This window comes from Pseudomonas brassicacearum, assembly GCF_000585995.1.
Classification (GTDB): Bacteria; Pseudomonadota; Gammaproteobacteria; order Pseudomonadales; family Pseudomonadaceae; genus Aquipseudomonas; species Aquipseudomonas brassicacearum_A.
Genome location: NZ_CP007410.1, coordinates 3137913 through 3159417 on the forward strand (window position 1 = coordinate 3137913; position 21505 = coordinate 3159417).

General features: G+C 61.9%; 18 protein-coding genes and 1 pseudogene. 12 read left to right on the forward strand and 7 right to left on the reverse strand.

Features of this window, described 5'->3' with window-relative positions; genetic code table 11:
* The first annotated feature begins 5 nt into the window (after positions 1-5).
* From pqqA to mqo, 4 genes and pseudogenes are all read left to right on the forward strand, one after another.
* Positions 6-77, forward strand: a complete 72-nt coding sequence (gene pqqA, locus CD58_RS29260; protein ID WP_003253598.1) for a pyrroloquinoline quinone precursor peptide PqqA — start codon at positions 6-8, stop codon at positions 75-77.
* 133 nt (positions 78-210) lie between these two features.
* Positions 211-1368 carry an alcohol dehydrogenase-like regulatory protein ErcA gene (gene ercA / locus CD58_RS13655; RefSeq protein WP_144238653.1) on the forward strand — a complete coding sequence of 386 codons (1158 nt, stop codon included), beginning with the start codon at positions 211-213 and terminating at the stop codon, positions 1366-1368.
* Positions 1352-2722 (forward strand): hybrid sensor histidine kinase/response regulator, encoded by a 1371-nt coding sequence (locus CD58_RS13660; RefSeq protein WP_025213557.1) that lies wholly within the window; start codon positions 1352-1354, stop codon positions 2720-2722. The genes ercA and CD58_RS13660 overlap by 17 nt, the downstream gene beginning before the upstream one ends.
* A 403-nt stretch (positions 2723-3125) precedes the next feature.
* Positions 3126-4771 (forward strand): annotated as a pseudogene (gene mqo / locus CD58_RS13665) (malate dehydrogenase (quinone)).
* Between the two features lie 112 nt (positions 4772-4883).
* Here the strand turns inward: mqo and CD58_RS13670 are convergent.
* Complete coding sequence (locus tag CD58_RS13670; protein WP_025213558.1) at positions 4884-5348, reverse strand: Rrf2 family transcriptional regulator; 465 nt, start codon at positions 5346-5348, stop codon at positions 4884-4886.
* A 145-nt stretch (positions 5349-5493) separates the two neighbouring features.
* Between CD58_RS13670 and CD58_RS13675 the strand changes: the two genes are divergently transcribed.
* Positions 5494-6387: an NAD(P)/FAD-dependent oxidoreductase gene (locus tag CD58_RS13675; RefSeq protein ID WP_025213559.1), complete on the forward strand. Its 894-nt coding sequence runs from the start codon at positions 5494-5496 to the stop codon at positions 6385-6387.
* Positions 6388-6479: 92 nt separating this feature from the next.
* Here CD58_RS13675 and CD58_RS13680 read toward each other — a convergent pair whose 3' ends face one another.
* Together CD58_RS13680 and CD58_RS13685 are read right to left on the reverse strand one after the other, a co-directional pair.
* A complete protein-coding gene (locus CD58_RS13680) occupies positions 6480-7331 on the reverse strand; it encodes a CAP domain-containing protein (RefSeq protein WP_025213560.1) in 852 nt (283 codons plus the stop codon).
* Between the two features lie 194 nt (positions 7332-7525).
* Entirely contained in the window at positions 7526-8299 is a 774-nt protein-coding gene (locus tag CD58_RS13685) for an L-iditol 2-dehydrogenase (protein WP_025213561.1), read from the reverse strand.
* 292 nt (positions 8300-8591) lie between these two features.
* Between CD58_RS13685 and CD58_RS13690 the strand changes: the two genes are divergently transcribed.
* Positions 8592-9494, forward strand: coding sequence for an AraC family transcriptional regulator (locus tag CD58_RS13690; RefSeq protein WP_025213562.1), 903 nt, complete (start codon positions 8592-8594; stop codon positions 9492-9494).
* A 12-nt stretch (positions 9495-9506) separates the two neighbouring features.
* Here the strand turns inward: CD58_RS13690 and mhpT are convergent, their stop codons facing one another.
* The gene (gene mhpT / locus CD58_RS13695) at positions 9507-10718 is read right to left on the reverse strand and encodes a 3-(3-hydroxy-phenyl)propionate transporter MhpT (RefSeq protein WP_025213563.1); all 1212 of its coding nucleotides are present in this window, start codon (positions 10716-10718) and stop codon (positions 9507-9509) included.
* Positions 10719-11031: 313 nt separating this feature from the next.
* Between mhpT and CD58_RS13700 the strand changes: the two genes are divergently transcribed.
* Positions 11032-12339: an OprD family porin gene (locus tag CD58_RS13700; RefSeq protein ID WP_025213564.1), complete on the forward strand. Its 1308-nt coding sequence runs from the start codon at positions 11032-11034 to the stop codon at positions 12337-12339.
* Positions 12340-12501: 162 nt separating this feature from the next.
* Here the strand turns inward: CD58_RS13700 and CD58_RS13705 are convergent, their stop codons facing one another.
* Positions 12502-12990 carry a MarR family winged helix-turn-helix transcriptional regulator gene (locus tag CD58_RS13705; RefSeq protein ID WP_025213565.1) on the reverse strand — a complete coding sequence of 163 codons (489 nt, stop codon included), beginning with the start codon at positions 12988-12990 and terminating at the stop codon, positions 12502-12504.
* 215 nt (positions 12991-13205) lie between these two features.
* On the opposite strand from CD58_RS13705, the gene CD58_RS13710 reads away from it, so the two are divergent.
* The 4 genes from CD58_RS13710 (at position 13206) to CD58_RS13725 (ending at position 18533) form a co-directional block, all read left to right on the forward strand.
* The gene (locus CD58_RS13710) at positions 13206-14036 is read left to right on the forward strand and encodes a p-hydroxycinnamoyl CoA hydratase/lyase (protein WP_003202420.1); all 831 of its coding nucleotides are present in this window, start codon (positions 13206-13208) and stop codon (positions 14034-14036) included.
* Between the two features lie 108 nt (positions 14037-14144).
* Positions 14145-15593, forward strand: a complete 1449-nt coding sequence (locus tag CD58_RS13715) for an aldehyde dehydrogenase (RefSeq protein ID WP_025213566.1) — start codon at positions 14145-14147, stop codon at positions 15591-15593.
* Between the two features lie 142 nt (positions 15594-15735).
* Entirely contained in the window at positions 15736-17613 is a 1878-nt protein-coding gene (locus CD58_RS13720) for a feruloyl-CoA synthase (protein WP_025213567.1), read from the forward strand.
* 206 nt (positions 17614-17819) lie between these two features.
* Positions 17820-18533 (forward strand): GntR family transcriptional regulator, encoded by a 714-nt coding sequence (locus CD58_RS13725; protein WP_025213568.1) that lies wholly within the window; start codon positions 17820-17822, stop codon positions 18531-18533.
* A gap of 121 nt (positions 18534-18654) precedes the next feature.
* Here CD58_RS13725 and CD58_RS13730 read toward each other — a convergent pair whose 3' ends face one another.
* Both CD58_RS13730 and CD58_RS13735 read right to left on the reverse strand, forming a co-directional pair.
* On the reverse strand, positions 18655-19605 hold the full coding sequence (locus CD58_RS13730; protein ID WP_025213569.1) for a PDR/VanB family oxidoreductase: 951 nt from the start codon (positions 19603-19605) through the stop codon (positions 18655-18657).
* A complete protein-coding gene (locus tag CD58_RS13735) occupies positions 19602-20687 on the reverse strand; it encodes an aromatic ring-hydroxylating oxygenase subunit alpha (protein WP_025213570.1) in 1086 nt (361 codons plus the stop codon). The genes CD58_RS13730 and CD58_RS13735 overlap by 4 nt, the downstream gene beginning before the upstream one ends.
* Positions 20688-20911: 224 nt before the next feature.
* On the opposite strand from CD58_RS13735, the gene CD58_RS13740 reads away from it, so the two are divergent.
* Positions 20912-21325: a GlcG/HbpS family heme-binding protein gene (locus CD58_RS13740; protein ID WP_025213571.1), complete on the forward strand. Its 414-nt coding sequence runs from the start codon at positions 20912-20914 to the stop codon at positions 21323-21325.
* Positions 21326-21505: the final 180 nt, after the last annotated feature.

Genomic DNA, 21505 nt, shown 5'->3' on the forward strand with positions numbered 1-21505 from the left:
GACCCATGTGGACTAAACCCGCGTTTACCGACCTGCGTATTGGTTTTGAAGTGACGATGTACTTCGCCAACCGATGAGTGCTAGCCCGGCCTGAGGCGCTCAGGCCGGGCTACCCCATTGGTCTGATTGCAATCACGGTAGGATGCTTTAGGCTCAGGGTATCCCAAGACAATAACAACAGGCTTACCGATGAGCCACGCACCTGAAAAGATGAGCCTCAGTCCACTGCGCAAGTTCGTTTCCCCCGAAATCATGTTTGGTGCCGGCTGCCGGCACAATGTCGGCAATTACGCCAAGACGTTTGGCGCACGCAAGGTGCTGATCGTCACCGATCCCGGCGTGATCGCTGCCGGATGGGTGGCCGATGTCGAGGCCAGCCTCCAGGCCCAGGCCATCGATTACTGTCTCTACAGTGCCGTTTCGCCCAATCCCCGGGTCGAAGAAGTCATGCTCGGTGCCGAGGTGTACCGGGAGAACCATTGCGATGTCATCGTTGCGGTCGGCGGGGGCAGTCCCATGGACTGCGGCAAGGCCATCGGCATCGTCGTCGCCCATGGTCGCAGCATCCTCGAGTTCGAGGGTGTCGACATGCTGTACATGCCCAGCCCACCGCTGATCCTGATTCCCACCACCGCCGGCACCTCGGCCGATGTGTCGCAGTTCGTGATCATCTCCAACCAGCAAGAACGCATGAAGTTTTCCATCGTCAGCAAGGCGGCGGTACCGGACGTGTCGCTGATCGACCCGGAAACCACCCTGAGCATGGACCCGTTCCTGTCGGCCTGTACCGGCATCGACGCGCTGGTGCATGCCATCGAGGCGTTCGTGTCCACCGGTCACGGCCCGTTGACCGACCCCCATGCCCTGGAGGCGATGCGCCTGATCAACGGCAACCTGGTGCAAATGATTGCCAATCCGGCGGACGTCGCGCTGCGGGAGAAAATCATGCTCGGCAGCATGCAGGCCGGGCTGGCGTTCTCCAATGCAATCCTCGGCGCAGTGCACGCGATGTCCCACAGCCTGGGTGGGTTCCTGGATTTGCCCCATGGTTTGTGCAACGCGGTGTTGGTGGAGCACGTGGTGGCCTTCAATTACAACTCGGCACCTGAGCGTTTCAAGGTGATTGCCGAGACGCTGGGTATCGATTGCCGAGGGCTCAATCATCGGCAGATTCGTACCCGCCTGGTGGAACACCTGATTGCCCTCAAGCACACCATCGGTTTCCACGAAACCCTGGGCCTGCACGGGGTGAGCACCTCGGATATTCCCTTCCTGTCGCAACATGCGATGCATGACCCGTGCATCCTCACCAACCCTAGGGAGTCGAGTCAGCGGGATGTCGAGGTCGTTTATGGCGAAGCCCTCTGACGAGCAGCAAAAAGCCTTGGAGGGGCTGCTGGGGCTGGGCAATCACTCGACGCGCAAGAGTCACTATCCGGAGCTGGCGGCGCGCCTCGATGAGCTGGAGCAGGCTCGGCAACATCTGCAACAACTCAACGACCGGTTGGAGCAACGAGTGGCCGAGCGCACCGACGCGCTGCTGGAGGCCAATCACAATCTGCAGCAACAGATCGTCCAGCGCGAGTTGATCGAGCAGCAGTTGCGCGATGCCCGGGACGCCGCACAGGCCGCCAATCGCAGCAAGGACAAATACCTGGCGGCCGCCAGCCATGACCTGTTGCAACCGCTCAACGCCGCACGCTTGCTGATCTCCACCTTGCGCGAGCGTTCGCTGCCGACCTCCGAGCAGGTGCTGGTGGAGCGCACTCACCAGGCCCTCGAAGGCGCGGAAGATTTGCTCACCGACCTGCTGGATATCTCCCGGCTGGACCAGGCAGCGGTCAAGCCCGACCTGGCACCGTATCGGCTGGACGAGTTACTGGCGCCGCTGGTGTCGGAGTTTCAATCGGTGGCCGGCGCCGCGGGGCTGGAGCTGCGGGCGCACTTTGGCGACGAAGCGATCATGACGGACCTGCGGCTGATGACCCGCATCCTGCGCAACCTGCTCAGCAATGCCTGCCGCTACACCGCCCAGGGCGGCATTCTTCTGGCCGCCCGGCGGCGGGGAGGGCAGTTGAGCCTGGAAGTCTGGGACACCGGCCGGGGCATTGCCGCCGACAGCCTGGAGTCGATATTCCTGGAGTTCAACCAACTGGATGTGGGGCGGGCGGCGGATCGCAAAGGCGTCGGCCTGGGCCTGGCGATCGTCGAGCGCATCGCCCATATCCTTGGCTATCGGGTCCAGGTGCGTTCCCGACCAGGGCGCGGCTCGGTGTTCAGCATTCAGGTGCCGCTGTCAGCCGAAAGACCGCCACCCCTCTCTCAGATACCCGTACAAGCAGTTGCTGGCAACCCGCTACCGGGCCGCCGCCTGCTGGTGATCGACAACGAACTGAGCATTTTGCAAAGCATGGCCGCGTTGCTGGGGCAGTGGGGCTGCGACGTGCTGACTGCCACCGACGAGGCGGGCGCCCTTGATGTGCTGCAAGGTCGCGCGCCGGAACTGATCCTGGCGGATTTTCACCTGGATCATGGGGTGGTGGGGTGTGAGGTGGTCAAGCACCTGCGCGAGCATTTTCACCAGGCGATCCCGGCGGTGATCATCACCGCCGACCGCAGTGACCAGTGCCGCCGCGCCCTGCGCAAATTGGGTGCGCCGCTGCTGAACAAACCGCTCAAGCCCGGCAAGTTGCGGGCGGTGTTGAGTCAGATGCTCGGGTAGCGTGAAATTATGTGGAACAGCATGTTCCTGTGGCTCCGTTGCCGGTTAAACGTCAAGCGGAGCCAACAAAATGACCTTGTTTACCCAGTGTTTTTGTCAGGAATGTCAAAAAGGGGCTTCGGTCTGTTTATCTCCTTATGTAAACTCCCCCCGCTGCGACAATCGGGCACGGTCACGCCGGGCCCGATTACAACTGTTTTGCAGTGTCCCTCACCCAGCTGAAGCCAAGACCTACAAGAAGTCAGCGCCGGAGAGACATAAACGTGAGGCCGACGATTGCTCGGCCCTGTAGGTCCACCCTCAGTTCATCTCGATACGCCATGCGGGCTCTGCCGGCCATGGGCGTGGTCTATCATTGATCAGGACTGCTGGGCGGAATGGCGTTCTACCTAGGGATACACACATGTTGAAGAAAACACACACGGCGCTACTGGGCCTGGCGATGGCGATGGGTCTTGCGACCACGCACGCCGCCGAGGCAAAAAAAGTGGATGTCTTGCTCATTGGTGGGGGCATCATGAGCTCGACACTCGGCGTCTGGCTCAATGAGCTGGAGCCGGGCTGGACCATGGAAATGGTCGAGCGCCTGGACGGTGTTGCCGAAGAGAGCTCCAACGGCTGGAACAACGCCGGTACCGGCCACTCCGCGCTGGCCGAGCTGAACTACACGCCGGAAGACAAGAACGGCAAGGTCGATATCTCCAAGGCCATCGAAATCAACGAGGCCTTCCAGATCTCCCGCCAGTTCTGGTCCTGGCAGGTCAAGAACGGTGTGCTGAAGAACCCGCGCTCGTTCATCAACTCCACACCGCACATGAGTTTCCTGTGGGGCGACGAGAACATCGCGTTCCTGAAGAAGCGCTACGAAGCTCTGCAGGCCAGCCCGCTGTTCGCTGGCATGCAGTACTCCGAAGATCGCGAGCAGATCAGCAAGTGGGTACCGCTGATGATGCAAGGACGTGATCCGAGCCAGAAAGTCGCGGCCACCTGGAGTCCCCTGGGCACCGACGTGAACTTCGGCGAAATCACCCGCCAATTCGCGGCTTATCTGCAAACCAAGCCGAACTTCTCCCTCAAGCTGTCCAGCGAAGTAGAAGACATCACCCGCAACGAAGACGGCACCTGGCGCGTTTCGTACAAGAACCTGAAAGACGGTACTGAAACCGAGACCGACGCCAAGTTCGTGTTCATCGGTGCTGGCGGCGGTGCGCTGCACCTGCTGCAGAAGTCCGACATTCCAGAAGCCCGTGAGTACGCAGGTTTCCCGGTAGGCGGCTCGTTCCTGGTCACCGAAAATCCGACTGTCGCTCAGTTGCACTTGGCCAAGGCCTACGGCAAGGCTTCGGTCGGCGCACCGCCGATGTCGGTTCCGCACCTGGACACCCGCGTGCTCGACGGCAAGCGCGTGATTCTGTTTGGCCCGTTCGCAACGTTCTCCACCAAGTTTCTGAAGAACGGTTCGTACTTTGACCTGCTGACCAGCACCACCACCCATAACGTGTGGCCAATGACCAAGGTCGGTATCGAACAGTACCCTCTGGTCGAGTACCTGGCCGGTCAACTGATGCTGTCGGACGAAGATCGCTTCAACGCCCTGAAGGAATACTTCCCGCAAGCCAAGCAGGAAGACTGGCGCCTGTGGCAGGCCGGTCAGCGCGTGCAGATCATCAAGCGTGACGAAGAGAAGGGCGGCGTCCTGAAACTCGGCACCGAAGTGGTCGCGTCCCAGGACGGCAGCATCGCCGGCCTGCTGGGTGCCTCGCCAGGCGCCTCGACCGCCGCGCCGATCATGCTGACCGTGCTTGAGAAAGTCTTCAAGGACAAGGTTGCCAGCCCGGCCTGGCAGGAAAAGCTGCACCAGATCGTGCCGAGCTACGGCACCAAGCTCAATGATAGCCCTGAGCGCGTCGCTCAAGAGTGGGCGTACACCAGCGAAGTCCTGCAACTGGACCCGCCACCGGTGATCGGTAAGCTAGGCGCCACGCCCCGGCACCGGCCAAACCGGGCGCAGCACGCGAAGCTAACCCAGCGGCTGACATGGCGCTGTAAACCGGACGCTGTCTGGTGATGGACAAGAACGCCGCTCAATGAGCGGCGTTTTTTATGGGGGACAGCCGCAGGCCTCTAATGTGGGAGCGAGCTTGCTCGCGATGACGGCGGATCAGTCAACAGCCTGCCCCGCTTGCGAAGTGCCCTCGCAAACCTGCCGAAACCGCTGATCAAAGTCCTCCGCCAACCGGGCCAGGGTAATCCCTCCCAGACGCTTGAGCAGCAACGCCTGGGCCTCATCGAACGCATCCGTCAGCGCCGCATTCACCGCTTGCTCCACCAGGCACTGCGGATGATCGGTGGACAGGCCAAGGGCGAAGATCGACGTGCTGCCCAAGGCCTGGTGGATGTCGAGCAAGGTCATTTCCGACAGCGGTTTGGCCAGGGTCCAGCCGCCGCGATGACCTTTCTCCGAGGTGACGTAACCCTGTTCCTTGAGCAGGGCCATGGTCCGGCGTACCACCACCGGGTTGGTGCCGAGCATCTGCGCGAGGGTGTCGGAGGTGGCGGATTGTTGGTGACGATCCATGTGGATCAGCACATGAAGCATGCGGGACAGGCGGGTGTCGGTTCTCATAATCGTTGCGTGTTCTGTGGTTGAGGCTGGGACGAGTATCGCCTGTAATTGCAAAAGTTACGAGATCGTTGACAAGGGCTTTTCAAGGAACTTACGATGTGTCGAGACTTTCCGGCTCCTTCGAAACCACCCTTGGAGAATGATCATGCGCTACGACGTCATCATTGCAGGCGGCAGCTACGCCGGTATGTCCGCGGCTTTGCAACTGGCGCGGGCCCGGCGCAAGGTGTTGGTGGTCGATGCCGGCCAGCGTCGCAATCGGTTCGCTGCCAGCTCCCATGGATTTCTTGGGCAGGACGGCCGGGCTCCCGCAGATATCGCCGACGACGCCCGCGCCCAGCTCATGGCTTACCCGACGGTGGAGTGGGTGTCGGACACGCTGGTCAATGCCCGCAAGGAGGCGCAGGGCTTCACCTTGGAAACCGCCCGCGGCCTGCGTTACAGCGCTTCGCGCCTGCTGTTGGCGACGGGTGTGATCGATGATCTGCCGGAGGTGCAAGGGCTGGCGCAGCGCTGGGGCAAAAGCGTGTTCCATTGTCCTTACTGCCACGGCTATGAGCTGGAACAAGGCCCGATTGGCGTGCTGGCGACCTCAGAGATGTCGCTGCACCATGCCTTGATGCTTCCAGACTGGGGCCCGACCACATTTTTCACCAATGGTGTGTTCGAACCGGACGCTGAGCAACGGGCGAGCCTTGCGCAGCGTGGGGTGACGCTGGTACCGGAGCCTGTCGAACGCATCGAAGGCGACCGGGCCAACGTTGTACTGACGGATGGACGTGTGGTGGCTATCGACGGTTTGTTCGTCTTGCCCCGCACCCGAGCGGCCAGCCCGCTGGCCGCGTCCCTGGGGTGTGAGTTCGAAGACGGCCCGCTTGGGGCTTTTATCCAGACGGACATGACCCGCGAAACCAATGTTCCAGGGGTCTTTGCCTGTGGCGATGCGGCCATGCCTTTCGGGTCGGTCGCATTGGCGGTCGGCGATGGGGTGAGGGCGGGGTCAGGCGTGCATCGATCGTTGATCTTCAGTACGCATTGAACAGGTTCGCTCCGACATTAAACCCTGTGGGAGCGAGCTTGCTCGCGATAGCGGTGGCCCTGCCACCGCAGATTGAGCCGCCCCGCGTAGAGCTATTGGGTACCAAACATCGCAGTCCAATAGATCCCCGCATCACTTTTCGGATCGGTCGCGTACCCGGCGCCCAACTCGCGGAACTGCGGGTTCATCAGGTTCGCGCAATGCCCGGGGCTGGCCAGCCAGCCGTCCACCACCTTCAACGCCGTGTCCTGCCCGGCGGCTATGTTCTCGCCGACCAACTGGCCGAGATAGCCGGCCAATTCGGCCCGGTCACCCGGCATGCGGCCGTCGCGGTCCTTGTGGTCGAAGAAGTTGTTGTTGGCCATGGCCCGGGTGTGCGTCACCGCCGCCAGGGCCAGTGTGCCGTTCCAGGCCAGTGGCGTTGTGGCCGTGAACGTTTCGGTGCCGCAGCGGCGTGGCTGCGAGCGGGCGCTGTTGATCAGCTTCAGCAGCTTCTGGCCTTCGGCTTGCCAGTCCCCCAGGCGCGCCGACAGCAGTGGACGCGCCAGCACGATGCGCCATTCGCGATCCAGGCGGCTGACGCCGATGTCGACGAACTGCGGATCCAGCACCACTTGGCAGAAACTTTCCTGCACGGCCTTCATCGCGGCTTGCGCATCTCGTGGCCCGGACAGGCTGATGGCCTGCACGTTGACCATCGGATAGGCCGTGCGCGCCAGCGCCTGCTGCAGGTCGCCGATGCCATTGGCCGACAAAATCAGCCGCGAATCCATCGCCAGCGGCGGCAACTCCAGAGAGGCCTGGCCTGCACAGCTTTGGGACTGGCTACGGTAAAGGTTGATGGACTCGACCAGTTGCGTCTCTTCGGTGGCCGCGGCGCCGACGGCGAATGCCAGGCCCAGTGACAGCACGGCAAGCCTTATGGCGGATGAAATGGCACGCATGTAAATCTCCCTTGAGCGGACGGCGCCTATGATGCGCAATTTTTGCCCCGCTGGGGCAACGGTATTCACGCTCTCTTGAAATCCCTTGGAACGGCACCGCTGGGTACCGTTCGGGACAATCCTCAAGTAGTGGGATCAATTTTCAAGCAAATAAGTCCATTTCCGTCGTTTCAAGGCCCTAAAACCGCAAATTATCAGCTCATCCAGTTCCCGCCATCGACGTTGTAGGTCTGCGCCACCACATATTCACTCTCTGCCGAGGCCAGGAAAATCGCCATGCCTGTCAGGTCGTCCGCGGTCCCCATTCGGCCATAAGGCACTTGCTGGCCGACTTGGCGCTTCTTTTCCCCCAGTGGCAGGTTTTCATGGTGGGCAAACAGCGCATCCACGCCGTCCCAATGCTCGCCATCCACCACACCGGGGGCGATGGCGTTGACGTTGATCCGATGTTTGATCAAATCCAGCCCGGCGGACTGGGTGAGGCTGATCACCGCTGCCTTGGTGGCGCAATAGACGCCCACCAGCGCCTCGCCACGACGACCGGCCTGGCTTGCCATGTTGATGATTTTGCCGCCATGCCCCTGGCGGATCATCTGCCGGGCCGCGGCTTGCAGCGTGAACAGGGTGCCGGCGACGTTGATGGAAAACAGCCGCTCGTAGCTCTGGCGGCTGATCTCCACGATGGGCGCGAGGTCGAACAACGCCGCGTTATTGATCAGGATATCCAGCTTGCCGACCCGGGCCACAACCGCGTCGATGGCTTGGTCGATGGAGGCCTGGTCGGTCACGTCCATTTTTACCGCGTAGGCGCTGGCGCCCAGCTCGGCGGCGGTGGCCTGGGCCCGTTCAAGGTCGATATCGGCAATCGCGACTGTCGCACCTTCGGTGATGTAGGCCTGGGCGAATGTCCTGCCGATACCTCGGGCGGCGCCGGTCACCAGCGCACTTTTCCCTTCCAGTCTTTTCATGGGGTTGTCCTGTCTCCAGCTGCATCAATAAATAGGGGCCCTGTGCCGAGGCCAGCGCCTGTTCCACCGTGACCTGTCCGGTGAGGTGGTGGGCGCCTTAAATGGCCAACCGATTACAGCAGTGCACCTGAGCGCGGACAAACGCAGGGAGGAAGATCCGGTGGTACTTTTTTAACCCCGGTAAACTTCGTTCGATTGGGTTAAAAAAGTATCAGTGGATGCTCAGGTCAAAACTGGCGAGTGCTGGGCCCCCGGCGTAAGGTGCTGCCTATAACGCTAAGAGAGGCGCGACATGCCTGACCACAGAACGCCTTTGTTCGAGCAGCGACCGGCCGAACTGGAAGTCATCCTGCCCGAGCCCGAGCACAGTTTTCGCTGGTACGAGCACGACTATCCCTATCCGATGGCGCGTTGGAATCATCACCCTGAGTTTGAAATCCACCTGATCCGCCAGGGCAGCGGAAAACTGTTGGCAGGCGACTACATCGGCCCGTTCGGCCCTGGCCATGTGGCGATGATCGGCCCAGACCTGCCCCATGACTGGATGGGCGACCTGGCGCAGGGCGAGCACTTGGTCGGGCGCGATGTGGTGCTGCAATTCGACGGTGCCACCTTGCTGACCCTGCGCCGGACCCTGCCCGAGCTGGGGGATTTGCAGACGCTGTTCGAACGGGCGCGGCGCGGCTTGGCCTTCAGCGGCGACACCGCCGTCAACGCCGCGAGCCTGCTCGAGGCCATCGGCCCGGCGCAAGGCCTGGGGCGGCTGGCGCTGTTCCTGCAACTGCTGGAGACCCTCAGTAAGGCCCCGCAAGAGGATGCCTTGTGCCTGGCGAGCCCGTGCTACGCGCCCACCCTGGATGCCCGCAGTTCAGAACGCATTCACAAAGCGTTCGAGTACCTGCAGGCTGAGCTCACCGGCGACCTGCGTCTGTCGGTGATTGCCCGGCAACTGGACATGAGCGAACCGGGCTTCTCGCGCTTTTTCAAACGCATCACCGGGCACGGCTTCATCGACCTGATGCGCAAGCTGCGGGTCCAGCGCGCCTGCCGCTTGCTGCTGCAAAGTGAAATGCCGGTGACCGATATCTGTTTTGAGGTGGGGTACAACAACCTCTCCAACTTCAACCGGCACTTTCGCATCGAGATGAACCAGACGCCCAGTGAGTATCGTCGGGGCGCCTTGTCGTTGACTTGAAACGGCGATGTTTCAACGCGCAGCCTGCGCCTCACCCACCGTCACCGCACGAGCCATCACGCTGATCGCCGCCACGGCTGCAATCAGCAGCCCTGGCGATGTCGCCAACAGCACGCCGGTGGTTCCCGCACCGGCCGCCAGGATCTGCCCTGCGGCCAGAGGCCCGGCGACCGAACCCAGGCGCCCGATGGCAACCGCTGCACCCACACCCGTCGCCCGCACAGCCGTGGGATAGGCGGGCGGCGCCAATGCGTACAGCACCAGTTGAGCCGCCATGACGAACAACCCGGCGGCAAACCCGGCGATGGCCATCGGCACAATGCCGACCGACAACCCGACCCCGGCCAGGGCGCTGAGCAGTCCGGCATAGACGAACAGCACCACCTTGAGGCCATTGCAACGGTCCAGCAACAGGCCACCGAGCAACGAACCCAGGGTTCCGCCAATGTTGAACAGCATCTGCACCAGACCGGCCTGGGGCTTGCTGAAGCCTTGTTCCACCAGCAACGACGGTAGCCAGTTGAGCAACATGTACATGACCGTCAGGGTGAAAAAGTAGCTCAGCCAAAGTGCCAGGGTGGTGCGGCCCCGACCTTCGCCGAACAGCGCCTGGCCGGTTGAGCCGCGAGCCTCGCCGCCGACATCCCGGGCCTGGCGAAAGGCGCTGGACTCAGGAAGCCACAACACCATCAGTGGCACGACCAGCAACGGCGCCAACCCGCCGATGAAAAACGTCATTTGCCAGTGCTCGCCAAACAGCATGGTGACCACGGCCGCCAACGCACCCCCCAACGGAACCCCCGCATACATCACGCTGATGGCCGTGCCACGACGTTGCTCCCCCACGGCTTCGGCACACAGGGCGATGAGGTTGGGCAGGGCGGCGCCCAGGCCCAGGCCGGTCATGAAACGCACCAGCAGCAGGCTGGAAAAATGCTCGACATAAGCGGTGCTGAGGGAGAACACACCGAACAACAAGACGGCAGCGATGAGGATTTTCTTGCGGCCGATGCGATCAGCGATCCAGCCCCCGAAGAACGCCCCCGGCAGCAGCCCGATGATTCCGGCACTGAAGACCCAGCCCATCATTTTCGGATCCAGGGTAAACGTCTGTCGCAAGCCTGCGGCGGCGGTGCCGGCCGACTGCAGGTCAAACCCCTCGATCAGCGCAACGATAAAACACAGGGCGATGGTCAGCGTCGCACGACGCGCCGGACGGTTCATGGCAAATCCTCTTATTGTTTTTGTCTTGGAACACCGGCTGGGTAGAAACCGGCACGCTTGGATTAGATTAACAAAGCTAACTAAAAAATGAATCGGGGCGAGTGATCGGCATAATTTTCTTAAATTCCAAACAAAATCATAGAGTTGCTTTCTATCGGAGAGGGAGTTCACAAATTAGATAATGATATTAATGTTCGATTATCGGTCATTCAGGTTGACGAAACATCCGCCGCATTTCCATTCTCTCTCCCAAGAGCCCATCCCTCAGTCGTTGCGGCCGATCAAAAACAACAACAATAAGTGGATATCGAACATGCCAAACCTTGCGCGGGCCACCCTTGTGGCGACCCCTGTTGCACCGCTCGTTCAACTGCTGGCCTGCCTTGGATTGAGCCTGGGTTCCAGCGCGATATGGGCAGAAGGATTCATCGATGACAGCCACGGCACCCTGACCCTGCGCAATTACTACATGGACCGCGACTACAAGGACGACGGTGCCAAGACCGCGGCACGGGAATGGGCCCAGGGTGTGTTCATGAACATGGAATCGGGATTTACGCCGGGCACCGTCGGGTTCGGCCTGGACGCCCGTGGATTGCTGGGAATCAAGCTTGATTCGTCGCCGGATCGCAGTGGCACTGAGTTGCTGCCGGTGTCCAGCAGCGACAAGCGTGCCGCCGATGAGTATTCGCGCCTGGCGTTGACCGGCAAGTTGCGCTTCGGCCAGACCACCGTGAAGACCGGCGATGTTTCGATTTTCCTGCCGTTTGCCTTCGCCAGTCCGTCACGCCTGCTGCCGCAGACCTTTCGCGGGACGACGCTCAGCTCCAAGGACATCGACGGATTGACGTTGAACACCGGCTACATCGACCGCATCAACCGCCGCGATTCCACCGACTACCAGCCGATGAGCATTGCCTCGCCCAATCGGCGTTTCAATGGCGCGGCGACTTCGTCTCACATGGCCTATGTGGGGGGCGACTATCAGGTCAACAAAGACCTCAGCCTGCGGGCCTACCACGCCGAAGTGGCAGACCTGTACCAGCAAAATACCCTGGCGTTGCTGCATAACCTGCCCTTGGGCGACGGCGTGTTGACCACCGACCTGCGTAGCTTTTTCAGTGACGAAGATGGCGCCGCCAAGGCCGGTAAGGTGGATAACCGCAATGTCTCGGCGCTGGTCGGCTATCGCTTGGGTGGGCACCGCGTGAGCCTGGGTTATATGCATGCCAGTGGCGATACGGCCACGCCTTATGTGTCCGGCACCGAATTGATGGGCTTGAGCGAAATGACCATGAGCTCGGATTTTCTCAATGCCAAGGAACGCACCTGGCAGGCGATCCATGACTATGACTTTGCCGCCGTGGGCGTACCGGGACTGAGGACCCGATTGCGCTACGTGCGTGGCGATCACATCGAACTGGCGGCCCTCAATGCCGAGGATCGCAAGGAGCGGGAGTTCCAGATGGAGCTGGGGTACGTGATCCAGAGCGGCCCGCTGAAAAACGTCGGGCTGCTGGCGCGCAAGTCGATCTATCGCAACAACTTCCCGGGAACGGCGGCGTTTCGCGACGAGAACCAGACCCGGTTTCTGGTGACCTATAGCGTGCCGATCTGGTAGGGAATGTGAGCAGTGCTTTTGTGGCGAGGGAGCTTGCTCCCGCTGGGCGGCGCAGCAGCCCCAGACCGGTGAATGCGGTCTGGCAGGCTGATTGAGTCGACTGTTTTGGGGCTGCTTCGCAGCCCAGCGGGAGCAAGCTCCCTCGCCACGGGGGGCCAGTCGTTACTGCTGGTAAACCTTCTTCAACAACCGCAGCAATTCTTCCCGCTCACCATCCGAAAGCGCCGCCGTGGAATCCAGGTCGCTCTGGACGGCGATCTGTTGGAGTTCCTTGAGCAGGGTTTCCCCGGTCTTGCTCAGGAAAATTCCATAGGAACGCTTGTCCGGCTTGCACCGCACCCGTACGGCCAGCGCCCGGCTTTCCAGTTTGTTCAACAGCGGCACCACTTGCGGCGGTTCGATCGCCAGGGCCTTGGCCAGGTCGGCCTGCATCAGGCCGGGGTTCTGGTCGATGATCGCCAGGGCCGAGAACTGGGCGGGCCGCAGATCGTGGACGGCGAGCCGGCCGATCAGGTTCTGGAACAGTTTCAACTGGGCACGGCGCAGGGCGTAACCGATCAGGTCATCCAGCGCAGCGTCCAGCGGTACCTGCGCGTCGGCACCGTCGGCCACGGCCTCGGCGGGTTCGGCAAGCTTGGAAGACTTGGCCATCGAAGAGAGCATCCTCAAGGTGAGTGATTAACAAGGCTATCCAGTTTGCCCGAGGTTGTGACGCGATGGCTACGGTGGATCGCATATTCGTTGTTCGGCTGCGTGACTCCAGTGGTTGAAAAAATACAGATAAATCGATTAATAGTTAATTGACATAACTAATATTCAGGTTTAATTTTTGATCATCTTCAGCCAAGAACAAGAGTGCACGCATCATGAGCAATTACGAAGGTCGCTGGAAAACGGTCAAAGTCGATATCGAGGAAGGCATTGCCTGGGTGACCCTTAATCGCCCGGAAAAGCGCAACGCCATGAGCCCGACCCTCAACCGCGAGATGATCGACGTGTTGGAGACCCTGGAGCAGGATCCCGCCGCCGGCGTACTGGTGCTGACCGGGGCCGGAGATGCGTGGACCGCTGGCATGGACCTCAAGGAGTATTTCCGCGAGGTGGATGCCGGCCCGGAAATCCTCCAGGAAAAAATCCGTCGCGAAGCCTCGCAATGGCAGTGGAAACTGTTGCGCATGTACGCCAAGCCGACCATTGCCATGGTCAACGGCTGGTGCTTCGGTGGCGGTTTCAGCCCGCTGGTGGCGTGTGACCTGGCGATCTGCGCCGACGAAGCGACCTTCGGCCTCTCGGAAATCAACTGGGGCATCCCGCCCGGCAATCTCGTCAGCAAGGCCATGGCCGACACCGTGGGGCATCGTCAGTCGCTGTACTACATCATGACCGGCAAGACCTTCGGCGGACAGAAAGCCGCCGAGATGGGCCTGGTCAACGAAAGCGTGCCCCTGGCGCAACTGCGGGAAGTCACCGTAGAGCTGGCGCGCAACCTGCTGGAGAAGAATCCGGTGGTGCTGCGCGCAGCCAAGCACGGTTTCAAACGCTGCCGCGAACTGACCTGGGAGCAGAACGAGGATTACCTGTACGCCAAGCTCGACCAGTCGCGCCTGCTCGACACCGAAGGTGGTCGCGAGCAGGGCATGAAGCAGTTCCTGGACGACAAGAGCATCAAGCCTGGCTTGCAAACCTATAAGCGCTGAGTCGACAGGCGAATAGCGGGCCGCATCCCGCTGTTCGCTGCGTCGCCCTGGCGCTACTGTTACACCGCTGCGATGCATTCCCGATAAAGACAATAAAGAGGAATCACCATGCTGGACGTGCCCCTGTTGATCGGCGGCCAGTCGTGCGCCGCCCGTGACGGCCGGACTTTCGAGCGCTGCAATCCGGTGACGGGTGAAGTGGTCTCGCGGGTGGCCGCCGCCACACTGGAAGATGCCGACGCCGCCGTGGCCGCTGCGCAAGCTGCGTTTCCCGCCTGGGCTGCGCTAGCGCCCAACGAACGGCGCAGCCGCCTGTTGCGTGCGGCCGAGCAGTTGCAGGCCCGCAGCGGCGAATTCATCGCTGCCGCCGGCGAGACCGGTGCCATGGCCAATTGGTACGGTTTCAACGTGCACCTGGCGGCGAACATGCTGCGTGAAGCGGCGTGCATGACCACCCAGATCAATGGCGAAATCATTCCTTCGGACGTGCCCGGCAGTTTTGCCATGGCCTTGCGTCAACCTTGCGGCGTGGTGCTGGGTATCGCGCCGTGGAACGCGCCAGTGATTCTCGCCACCCGCGCCATCGCCATGCCCCTGGCCTGCGGCAACACCGTGGTACTCAAGGCTTCTGAAATAAGCCCGGCCGTGCACCGGCTGATCGGCCAAGTGCTGCAGGACGCCGGCCTGGGCGACGGCGTGGTCAATGTGATTTGCAATGCGCCAGCGGATGCGCCGGCCATTGTCGAGCGGTTGATCGCCAACCCGGCGGTGCGCCGTGTCAATTTCACCGGTTCGACCCACGTTGGGCGCATCGTCGGCGAACTGTCGGCGCGCCACCTCAAACCGGCGCTGTTGGAACTCGGTGGCAAGGCGCCGCTGCTGGTGCTGGACGACGCCGACCTGGATGCCGCCGTGCAAGCAGCGGCTTTCGGGGCGTATTTCAACCAGGGCCAGATCTGCATGTCCACCGAGCGACTGATCGTCGACGCCCGTGTGGCCGATGCCTTCGTCAGCCGGCTGATCGCCAAGATCGCCACCTTGCGCGCCGGCGATCCTGCTGCCGGTGATTCAGTGCTCGGCTCGCTGGTGGATGTCAGCGCCGGCCAGCGCATCAAGGGGTTGATCGACGACGCCTTGGCCAAAGGCGCGACACTGCTGGCGGGTGGGCAGTTGGAGGGCAGTATCCTGCAGCCGACCTTGCTCGATGGTGTGACCCCGGACATGCGTCTGTATCGCGAAGAGTCCTTCGGCCCGGTGGCCGTAGTCCTGCGCGGGGAGGGTGACGAGACGCTGCTGCGCCTGGCCAACGACTCCGAGTTCGGCCTGTCGGCCGCGATCTTCAGCCGCGACACCACGCGAGCGCTGGCCTTGGCCCAGCGGGTCGAGTCGGGCATCTGCCACATCAACGGCCCGACCGTACACGACGAAGCGCAAATGCCGTTCGGTGGGGTCAAGTCCAGCGGTTACGGCAGCTTTGGCGGCAAGGCGTCCATCGAGCATTTCACCCAGCTGCGTTGGGTGACGATGCAGAATGGACCCCGGCATTACCCGATCTGAAATCCGTCGCACCGCGGCGGCCAGGCCTTGACGGCCACCGCCCCGGTGCAGGCCAGAATAACAATGACAAGGCCACAGCCAGAGGCTGTCATGCTCCGCTCGCTTCGCGCGACCCGAGCGTGCCTTGGTGGAGGAAATGTACGTGAGTTCCGAGTTCAGATCGTCCTCCCGACCCGGCCCTGGGCAGTATCGCCAGGTCTCGATTGGTCATCCTGCTGTTGAAGTCAGGGAAGAGCGGGGCATCCTGCACATGCGCTCCCTGGAGCCCCTGGCGCCGTTGCCGGCGCGGTTGCTCGATCGCCTGGTGCACTGGGCCGAGGTGCGCCCGCAGCACACCTTTATCGCGGCTCGCGAGGCGGGCGGTGACTGGCGTCGCGTCAGCTATGCGCAGATGCTCGACAGTGTCCGGGCCATCGCCCAAAGCCTGCTGGGCTACGGCTTGTCGGCCGAAAAACCGCTGGCGCTGCTCTCAGGCAACGACATCGAGCACCTGCAAATGGCCCTCGGTGCAATGTATGCGGGGATTCCGTATTGCCCGGTGTCGCCCGCCTATTCGTTGCTGTCCCAGGATTTCGCCAAACTGCGGCACGTCTGTGATCTGCTGCGGCCGGGGCTGGTATTCGTCAGCAATGCCGCGCCGTTTGAACGGGCGATCAATGCCGTATTGCCGGCGGATATTCCCTTGATCACGGTCCAGGGTGAGCTGGCGGGAAGGGCGAGGACAAGCTTCGCCAGCCTGCTGGCACAACCCGGCGGCGTCGAGGCCGAGCAGGCTTTTGCCGCCACCGGTCCGGACAGCATCGCCAAGTTTCTCTTTACGTCCGGTTCGACCAAACTGCCGAAGGCGGTGGTCACCACCCAGCGCATGCTCTGCGCCAACCAACAAATGCTCCTGCAGACCTTTCCGGTGTTCGGTGAAGAGCCGCCGGTGCTGGTGGATTGGCTGCCGTGGAACCACACGTTCGGTGGCAGCCACAACGTCGGCATCGTGCTGTACAACGGCGGCACGTTCTACCTGGACGACGGCAAGCCCACGGCCCAGGGCTTTGCCGAAACCTTGCGCAACCTCAAGGAGATTTCGCCCACCGCTTATCTGACCGTGCCCAAGGGCTGGGAAGAACTGGTCAACGCCCTGGAGCAGGACGGCGATTTGCGTGAGCGTTTTTTCAAGCGCATCAGCCTGTTCTTCTTCGCGGCGGCGGGTTTGTCCCAAAGCACTTGGGATCGCCTCGACAAAGTGGCCGAGCAGCATTGTGGTGAACGGATCCGGATGATGGCCGGGCTGGGAATGACCGAGGCGGCGCCGTCCTGCACGTTTACCACCGGGCCGTTGTCCATGGCCGGGTACATCGGCCTGCCGGCGCCGGGTTGCGAAGTGCGGCTGGTGCCGGTGGATGGCAAGTTCGAAGGGCGCTTTCGCGGGCCGCACATCATGCCCGGTTACTGGCGCTCGCCGCAGCAGACCGCCGAGGTGTTCGACGAGGACGGTTTCTACTGCTCGGGTGATGCGATCAAACTGGCCGATCCGGGCAACCCGCAACTGGGGTTGATGTTCGATGGGCGGATTGCCGAAGATTTCAAATTGTCTTCCGGGGTGTTCGTCAGTGTCGGGCCGTTGCGCAATCGGGCCGTGCTGGAAGGCACGCCATATGTGCAGGACCTGGTAATCACCGCGCCGGATCGCGCGTGCCTGGGCGCGCTGGTGTTTCCACGGCTCGCTGAATGCCGACGCCTGTCGGGCCTGGCCTCGGACGCCAGCGATGCCCAAGTGCTCGCCAGCCCGGCGGTACGCCGCTGGTTCGCCGACTGGCTGCAACGCTTGAACCGCGAAGCCAGCGGCAACGCCAGTCGCGTGGAGTGGATTGCCTTGCTCGATGAACCGGCGTCCATCGATCGCGGCGAAATCACCGACAAGGGCTCGATCAACCAACGGGCGGTGTTGCAGTGGCGGGCGGCGAAAGTCGAGGCGCTGTATCGCGGTGAAGACCCATCGATCCTGCGGGCGGGATCGGCGAGTTAACCCCCAATCCTTGTGGGAGCGAGCTTGCTCGCGATAGCGGTGGTTCAGCAGCATTGATGTTGACTGACACGCCGTCATCGCGAGCAAGCTCGCTCCCACAGGATTTTTCATCTTCGATTCGTTCTGCCCTCAGCCCAGCCCCCGCCGTGACACGCCGCTCCAAGCCTTTTACTATGCCGGTTCTCTTTTCTCTGGAATCCACCTGGATGAGTAAGCCTGGCCAAACGGTGCTGGTGGCGCTGCGCAGAATGATCGCCTCGGGCGAGTTGGCGGCCGGTGAGCGCTTGATGGAAATTCCCACCGCAGAATTGTTCGGCGTTTCGCGGATGCCGGTGCGCATGGCGTTCCGCACGCTGGAGCAGGAAGGGCTGCTGGTGCGCTTCGGTGGGCGGGGATTCCAGGTGCGTTCGGTGAGTGCCGAGGAGATCGCCGGGGCGGTAGAGGTGCGGGGTGTGCTGGAAGGCCTGGCCGCTCGGCAGACGGCCGAACGTGGCTTGTCCGAAGAGGGCCGGGCGATCCTCGAACAATGCTTGGTGCAGGGTGACGAACTGTTCGCCAAAGGCTATGTGACCGAGGATGACCTGGAGGTCTATCACGACCTCAACATGCGCTTTCATCAGGTGATCGTCGAAGGCAGCCACAACCCGGCGATTGCCGATGCACTGGCCCGTAACGATCATCTGCCTTTCGCCTCAGTCACCGCCCTGGCGGTGGATCGCCAGAACATGGCCGGCGAGTTTCGCCGCTTCAACTACGCCCACATGCAGCACCATTCGGTGTTCGACGCCTTGATCCATCGCCAGGGTGCCCGTGCCGAGGCGATCATGCGCGAGCATGCCAATGCGACCTTGCGTTATGCCGAGGTGTTTGGTTCGACGCTGGCGGATGAGCGGATGACGGTGATCCTGCGTTCAGAATGAAAGCCCTCACGGTGGGCGCGGGCTTGCTCGCGAAGGGGCCATCACATTCAGCATCAGTGCAAGCTGACTCTCCGCCTTCGCGAGCAAGCCCGCTCCCACAGATTCCGTGTTGATCTGGAGGTTAGAGATCCAACACCAGCAACGGCGTCTTCGACCGGGAGCAACAGGGCGTGAACTGGTCGTTGCACGCCTGTTCAGCCTCGGTCAGGAACATGTCCCGGTGCTCCGGCACGCCCTCCAACACGCGGGTCAGGCAGGTGCCGCACACGCCTTGTTCGCAGGAAATCGGAATCTCGATGCCATGGCTTTCCAGCACCTGCACCACGCTGCGGTCCGCCGGCACTTCGAAGACCTGGCCGCTGCTGGCCAGTTTCACTGAGAAGCGGCCATCGGCGCTGGTGTCGGTAGGCGCGGCGGCGAAGTATTCTCGGTGCAGGTGGGGTTCCTGCCAGCCCTGGACTTTGGCGGTGTCGAGTACGTGCTGCATGAAACCGCCGGGACCGCACACATAAAGATGCAGGTCGTCACTGGGCGTAGCCAGCACCCGAGCGGCGTCCAGCAGCGTTTCGGGTTCTTCATCGAAATGCAGGAAAACCCGATCGGCATAAGGTGATTGGCGCAAACGTTCGACAAAGGCTGCTCGCTCCCGGGACCGGGCGCAGTAGTGCAGTTCGAACGCCGCACCGCTCTGGGCCAAGTGTTCGGCCATGCACAGGATTGGCGTAATGCCGATGCCGCCGGCAAACAGCAGGCTGCGCCGGGCCTCAGGCGCGAGGGGAAACAGGTTGCGGGGCTCGCTGATGCGCAGGCGCATGCCGGGCTGGATCAACTCATGCAAACTGCGTGACCCGCCGCGCGAGGTGGAGTCCTTGAGTACGCCAATCAGGTAGCGGTGCCGCTCCTCTGGGTGGTTGCACAGCGAATACTGGCGTATCAGGCCGTCGGGCAAGTGCACGTCGATATGGGCACCGGCCGTGAACGCCGGCAGCGCAAGACCATCGACGCGGATCAGCTCGTAGCTGCAGATATCGACGGCTTCGTTGTGCCGCGCCGCCACCTGGACTTCGATCATGGCCGTTGCTCCGCCAGTTGTGGCTGATGGCTGCTGGCAATCAATCCGGGCTGGGCTTCACGCTCCCGGGCAATCCAGCGCTCCAGCACACGACGCGACTGCACGCCGCCGGCATCGATGTTGAGCTTGAGCAGGTTGCGTTGCGGGTGATCCAGCAGGTTGCGCTGCTGGCGCTCAAGCATTTCCAGGTCTTCGCTGAAGATCTTTCCCTGGCCTTCGCGAATGCTCGCGGTCAAAGCCTCATCCTGCGGCTGGAAGTGCCGGGCCATGCCCCAGAAGTACCAAATGGAGGTTTCGGTTTCCGGGGTGATGAAATCCACCACGATGCTCGACGCCTTGAATTGCGGCGCGGCGTGATAGCCGCCGTTGCCGGCATGGGCCACGCCCACCTCGATCAGCACATGGCTGGGCGGGGTGAAGCGGCAGATCTGCCAGCGATCCACCGGCACATCGTCGGCCAGGTTGTTACCGCGCAGCGCCATGCGCCAGAAGGGCGGAGCCATGATGTTTTCCATGTGCCGGGCGGTGACCACTTCGTCGCCCTCGACCGTGGTCACGGGCGGCGCTTCGTCGATTTCCTTCTGGCCGATGCTGGAGGCGTGCACGTAGGTTTCGTGGGTCAGGTCCATCAGGTTGTCGATCATCAGGCGGTAGTCGCACTGGATATGGAACAGGCCGCCACCGTAGGCCCACTCGTCACTTTCGGCCCATTCCAGATGATGGATCAGCGCCGGATCGGCCAGCGCCTGGTCACCCGGCCAGACCCAGATGAAGCCATGGCGTTCCTCCACCGCAAAGGTCTTGTTGCAAGGAAAACCCCGTACCCGTTGTCCTGGCATTTCCACGGTCCTGCCGTCGCCACCCATCACCAGGCCGTGATAACCGCACACCAGGTTGCCGTTTTCGACGTAGCCCAAGGAGAGCGGGGCGCCACGATGGGGGCAGAAGTCTTCCACGGCCGCGACCTTGCCTTCATGCCCACGGTAAAAAGCCATCTTCTCGCCACAGATCTGGCGGCCCAGAGGCTTGTCGGCAATTTCATCGGGGGTGCAGGCAACGTACCAGGCGTTTTTGGGGTACATGTCGGATCTCCAGGCGGGTGTTGTTTTTGTTTATGGATCCATTAAGTCTCTTAACTAATATCATTGTCAACGGTATCTGCATTAAATTGGACTATTGGTTTATTAATGGATCCATTGATCTTGATCCAAACATGATCAGACCCAGTGCTTTGAATTTGTTGGCTCAAACCCCATCGAAGCTCGATACTCGGCAAGACTTTCTGCCGTACAGCACGGAGTGATCCATGAAAACCAAAGCGGTACTCACTGAACAAGACGTTGCCATGTTGCTGGTAGCGGCCAAGGATCTGGCGCACCAGCGGGAATGGGCGGTGTCGATCTGTGTGGTAGACGATGGAGGCCATCCCCTGGGACTGTTGCGCCTGGATGACGCCTCGCCGCTATCGGCCTACATCGCCACGGAAAAAGCCCGCACCGCCGCCATGGGCCGGCGCGACAGCAAGGTCTTCGAGGACATGATCAACGGCGGCCGCTACGCCTTCCTCAGCGCCCCGCACCTGCAAGGCATGCTTGAAGGCGGCGTGACGATCCGTCATGACGGCCAATGCATCGGCGCCATCGGCGTGTCCGGGGTCAAGGCCGAGCAGGATGCGGAATTGGCGCGTCTGGCGGTGGAGGCGGCGCTGCCGCAAGCCTGAGGCTGGGGGCAGGCTGATCCCCTGGGAGCGAGCTTGCTCGCGATAGCGGTGGGTCATTCAACAGCTGCATCGACTGATCAGCCGCCATCGCGAGCAAGCTCGCTCCCACCGGGAATTGCACAAATCTTCCAGACGTCATCCCCTCGAGCGGTTAATCTGCCCCAAGCGGATACACAAAAC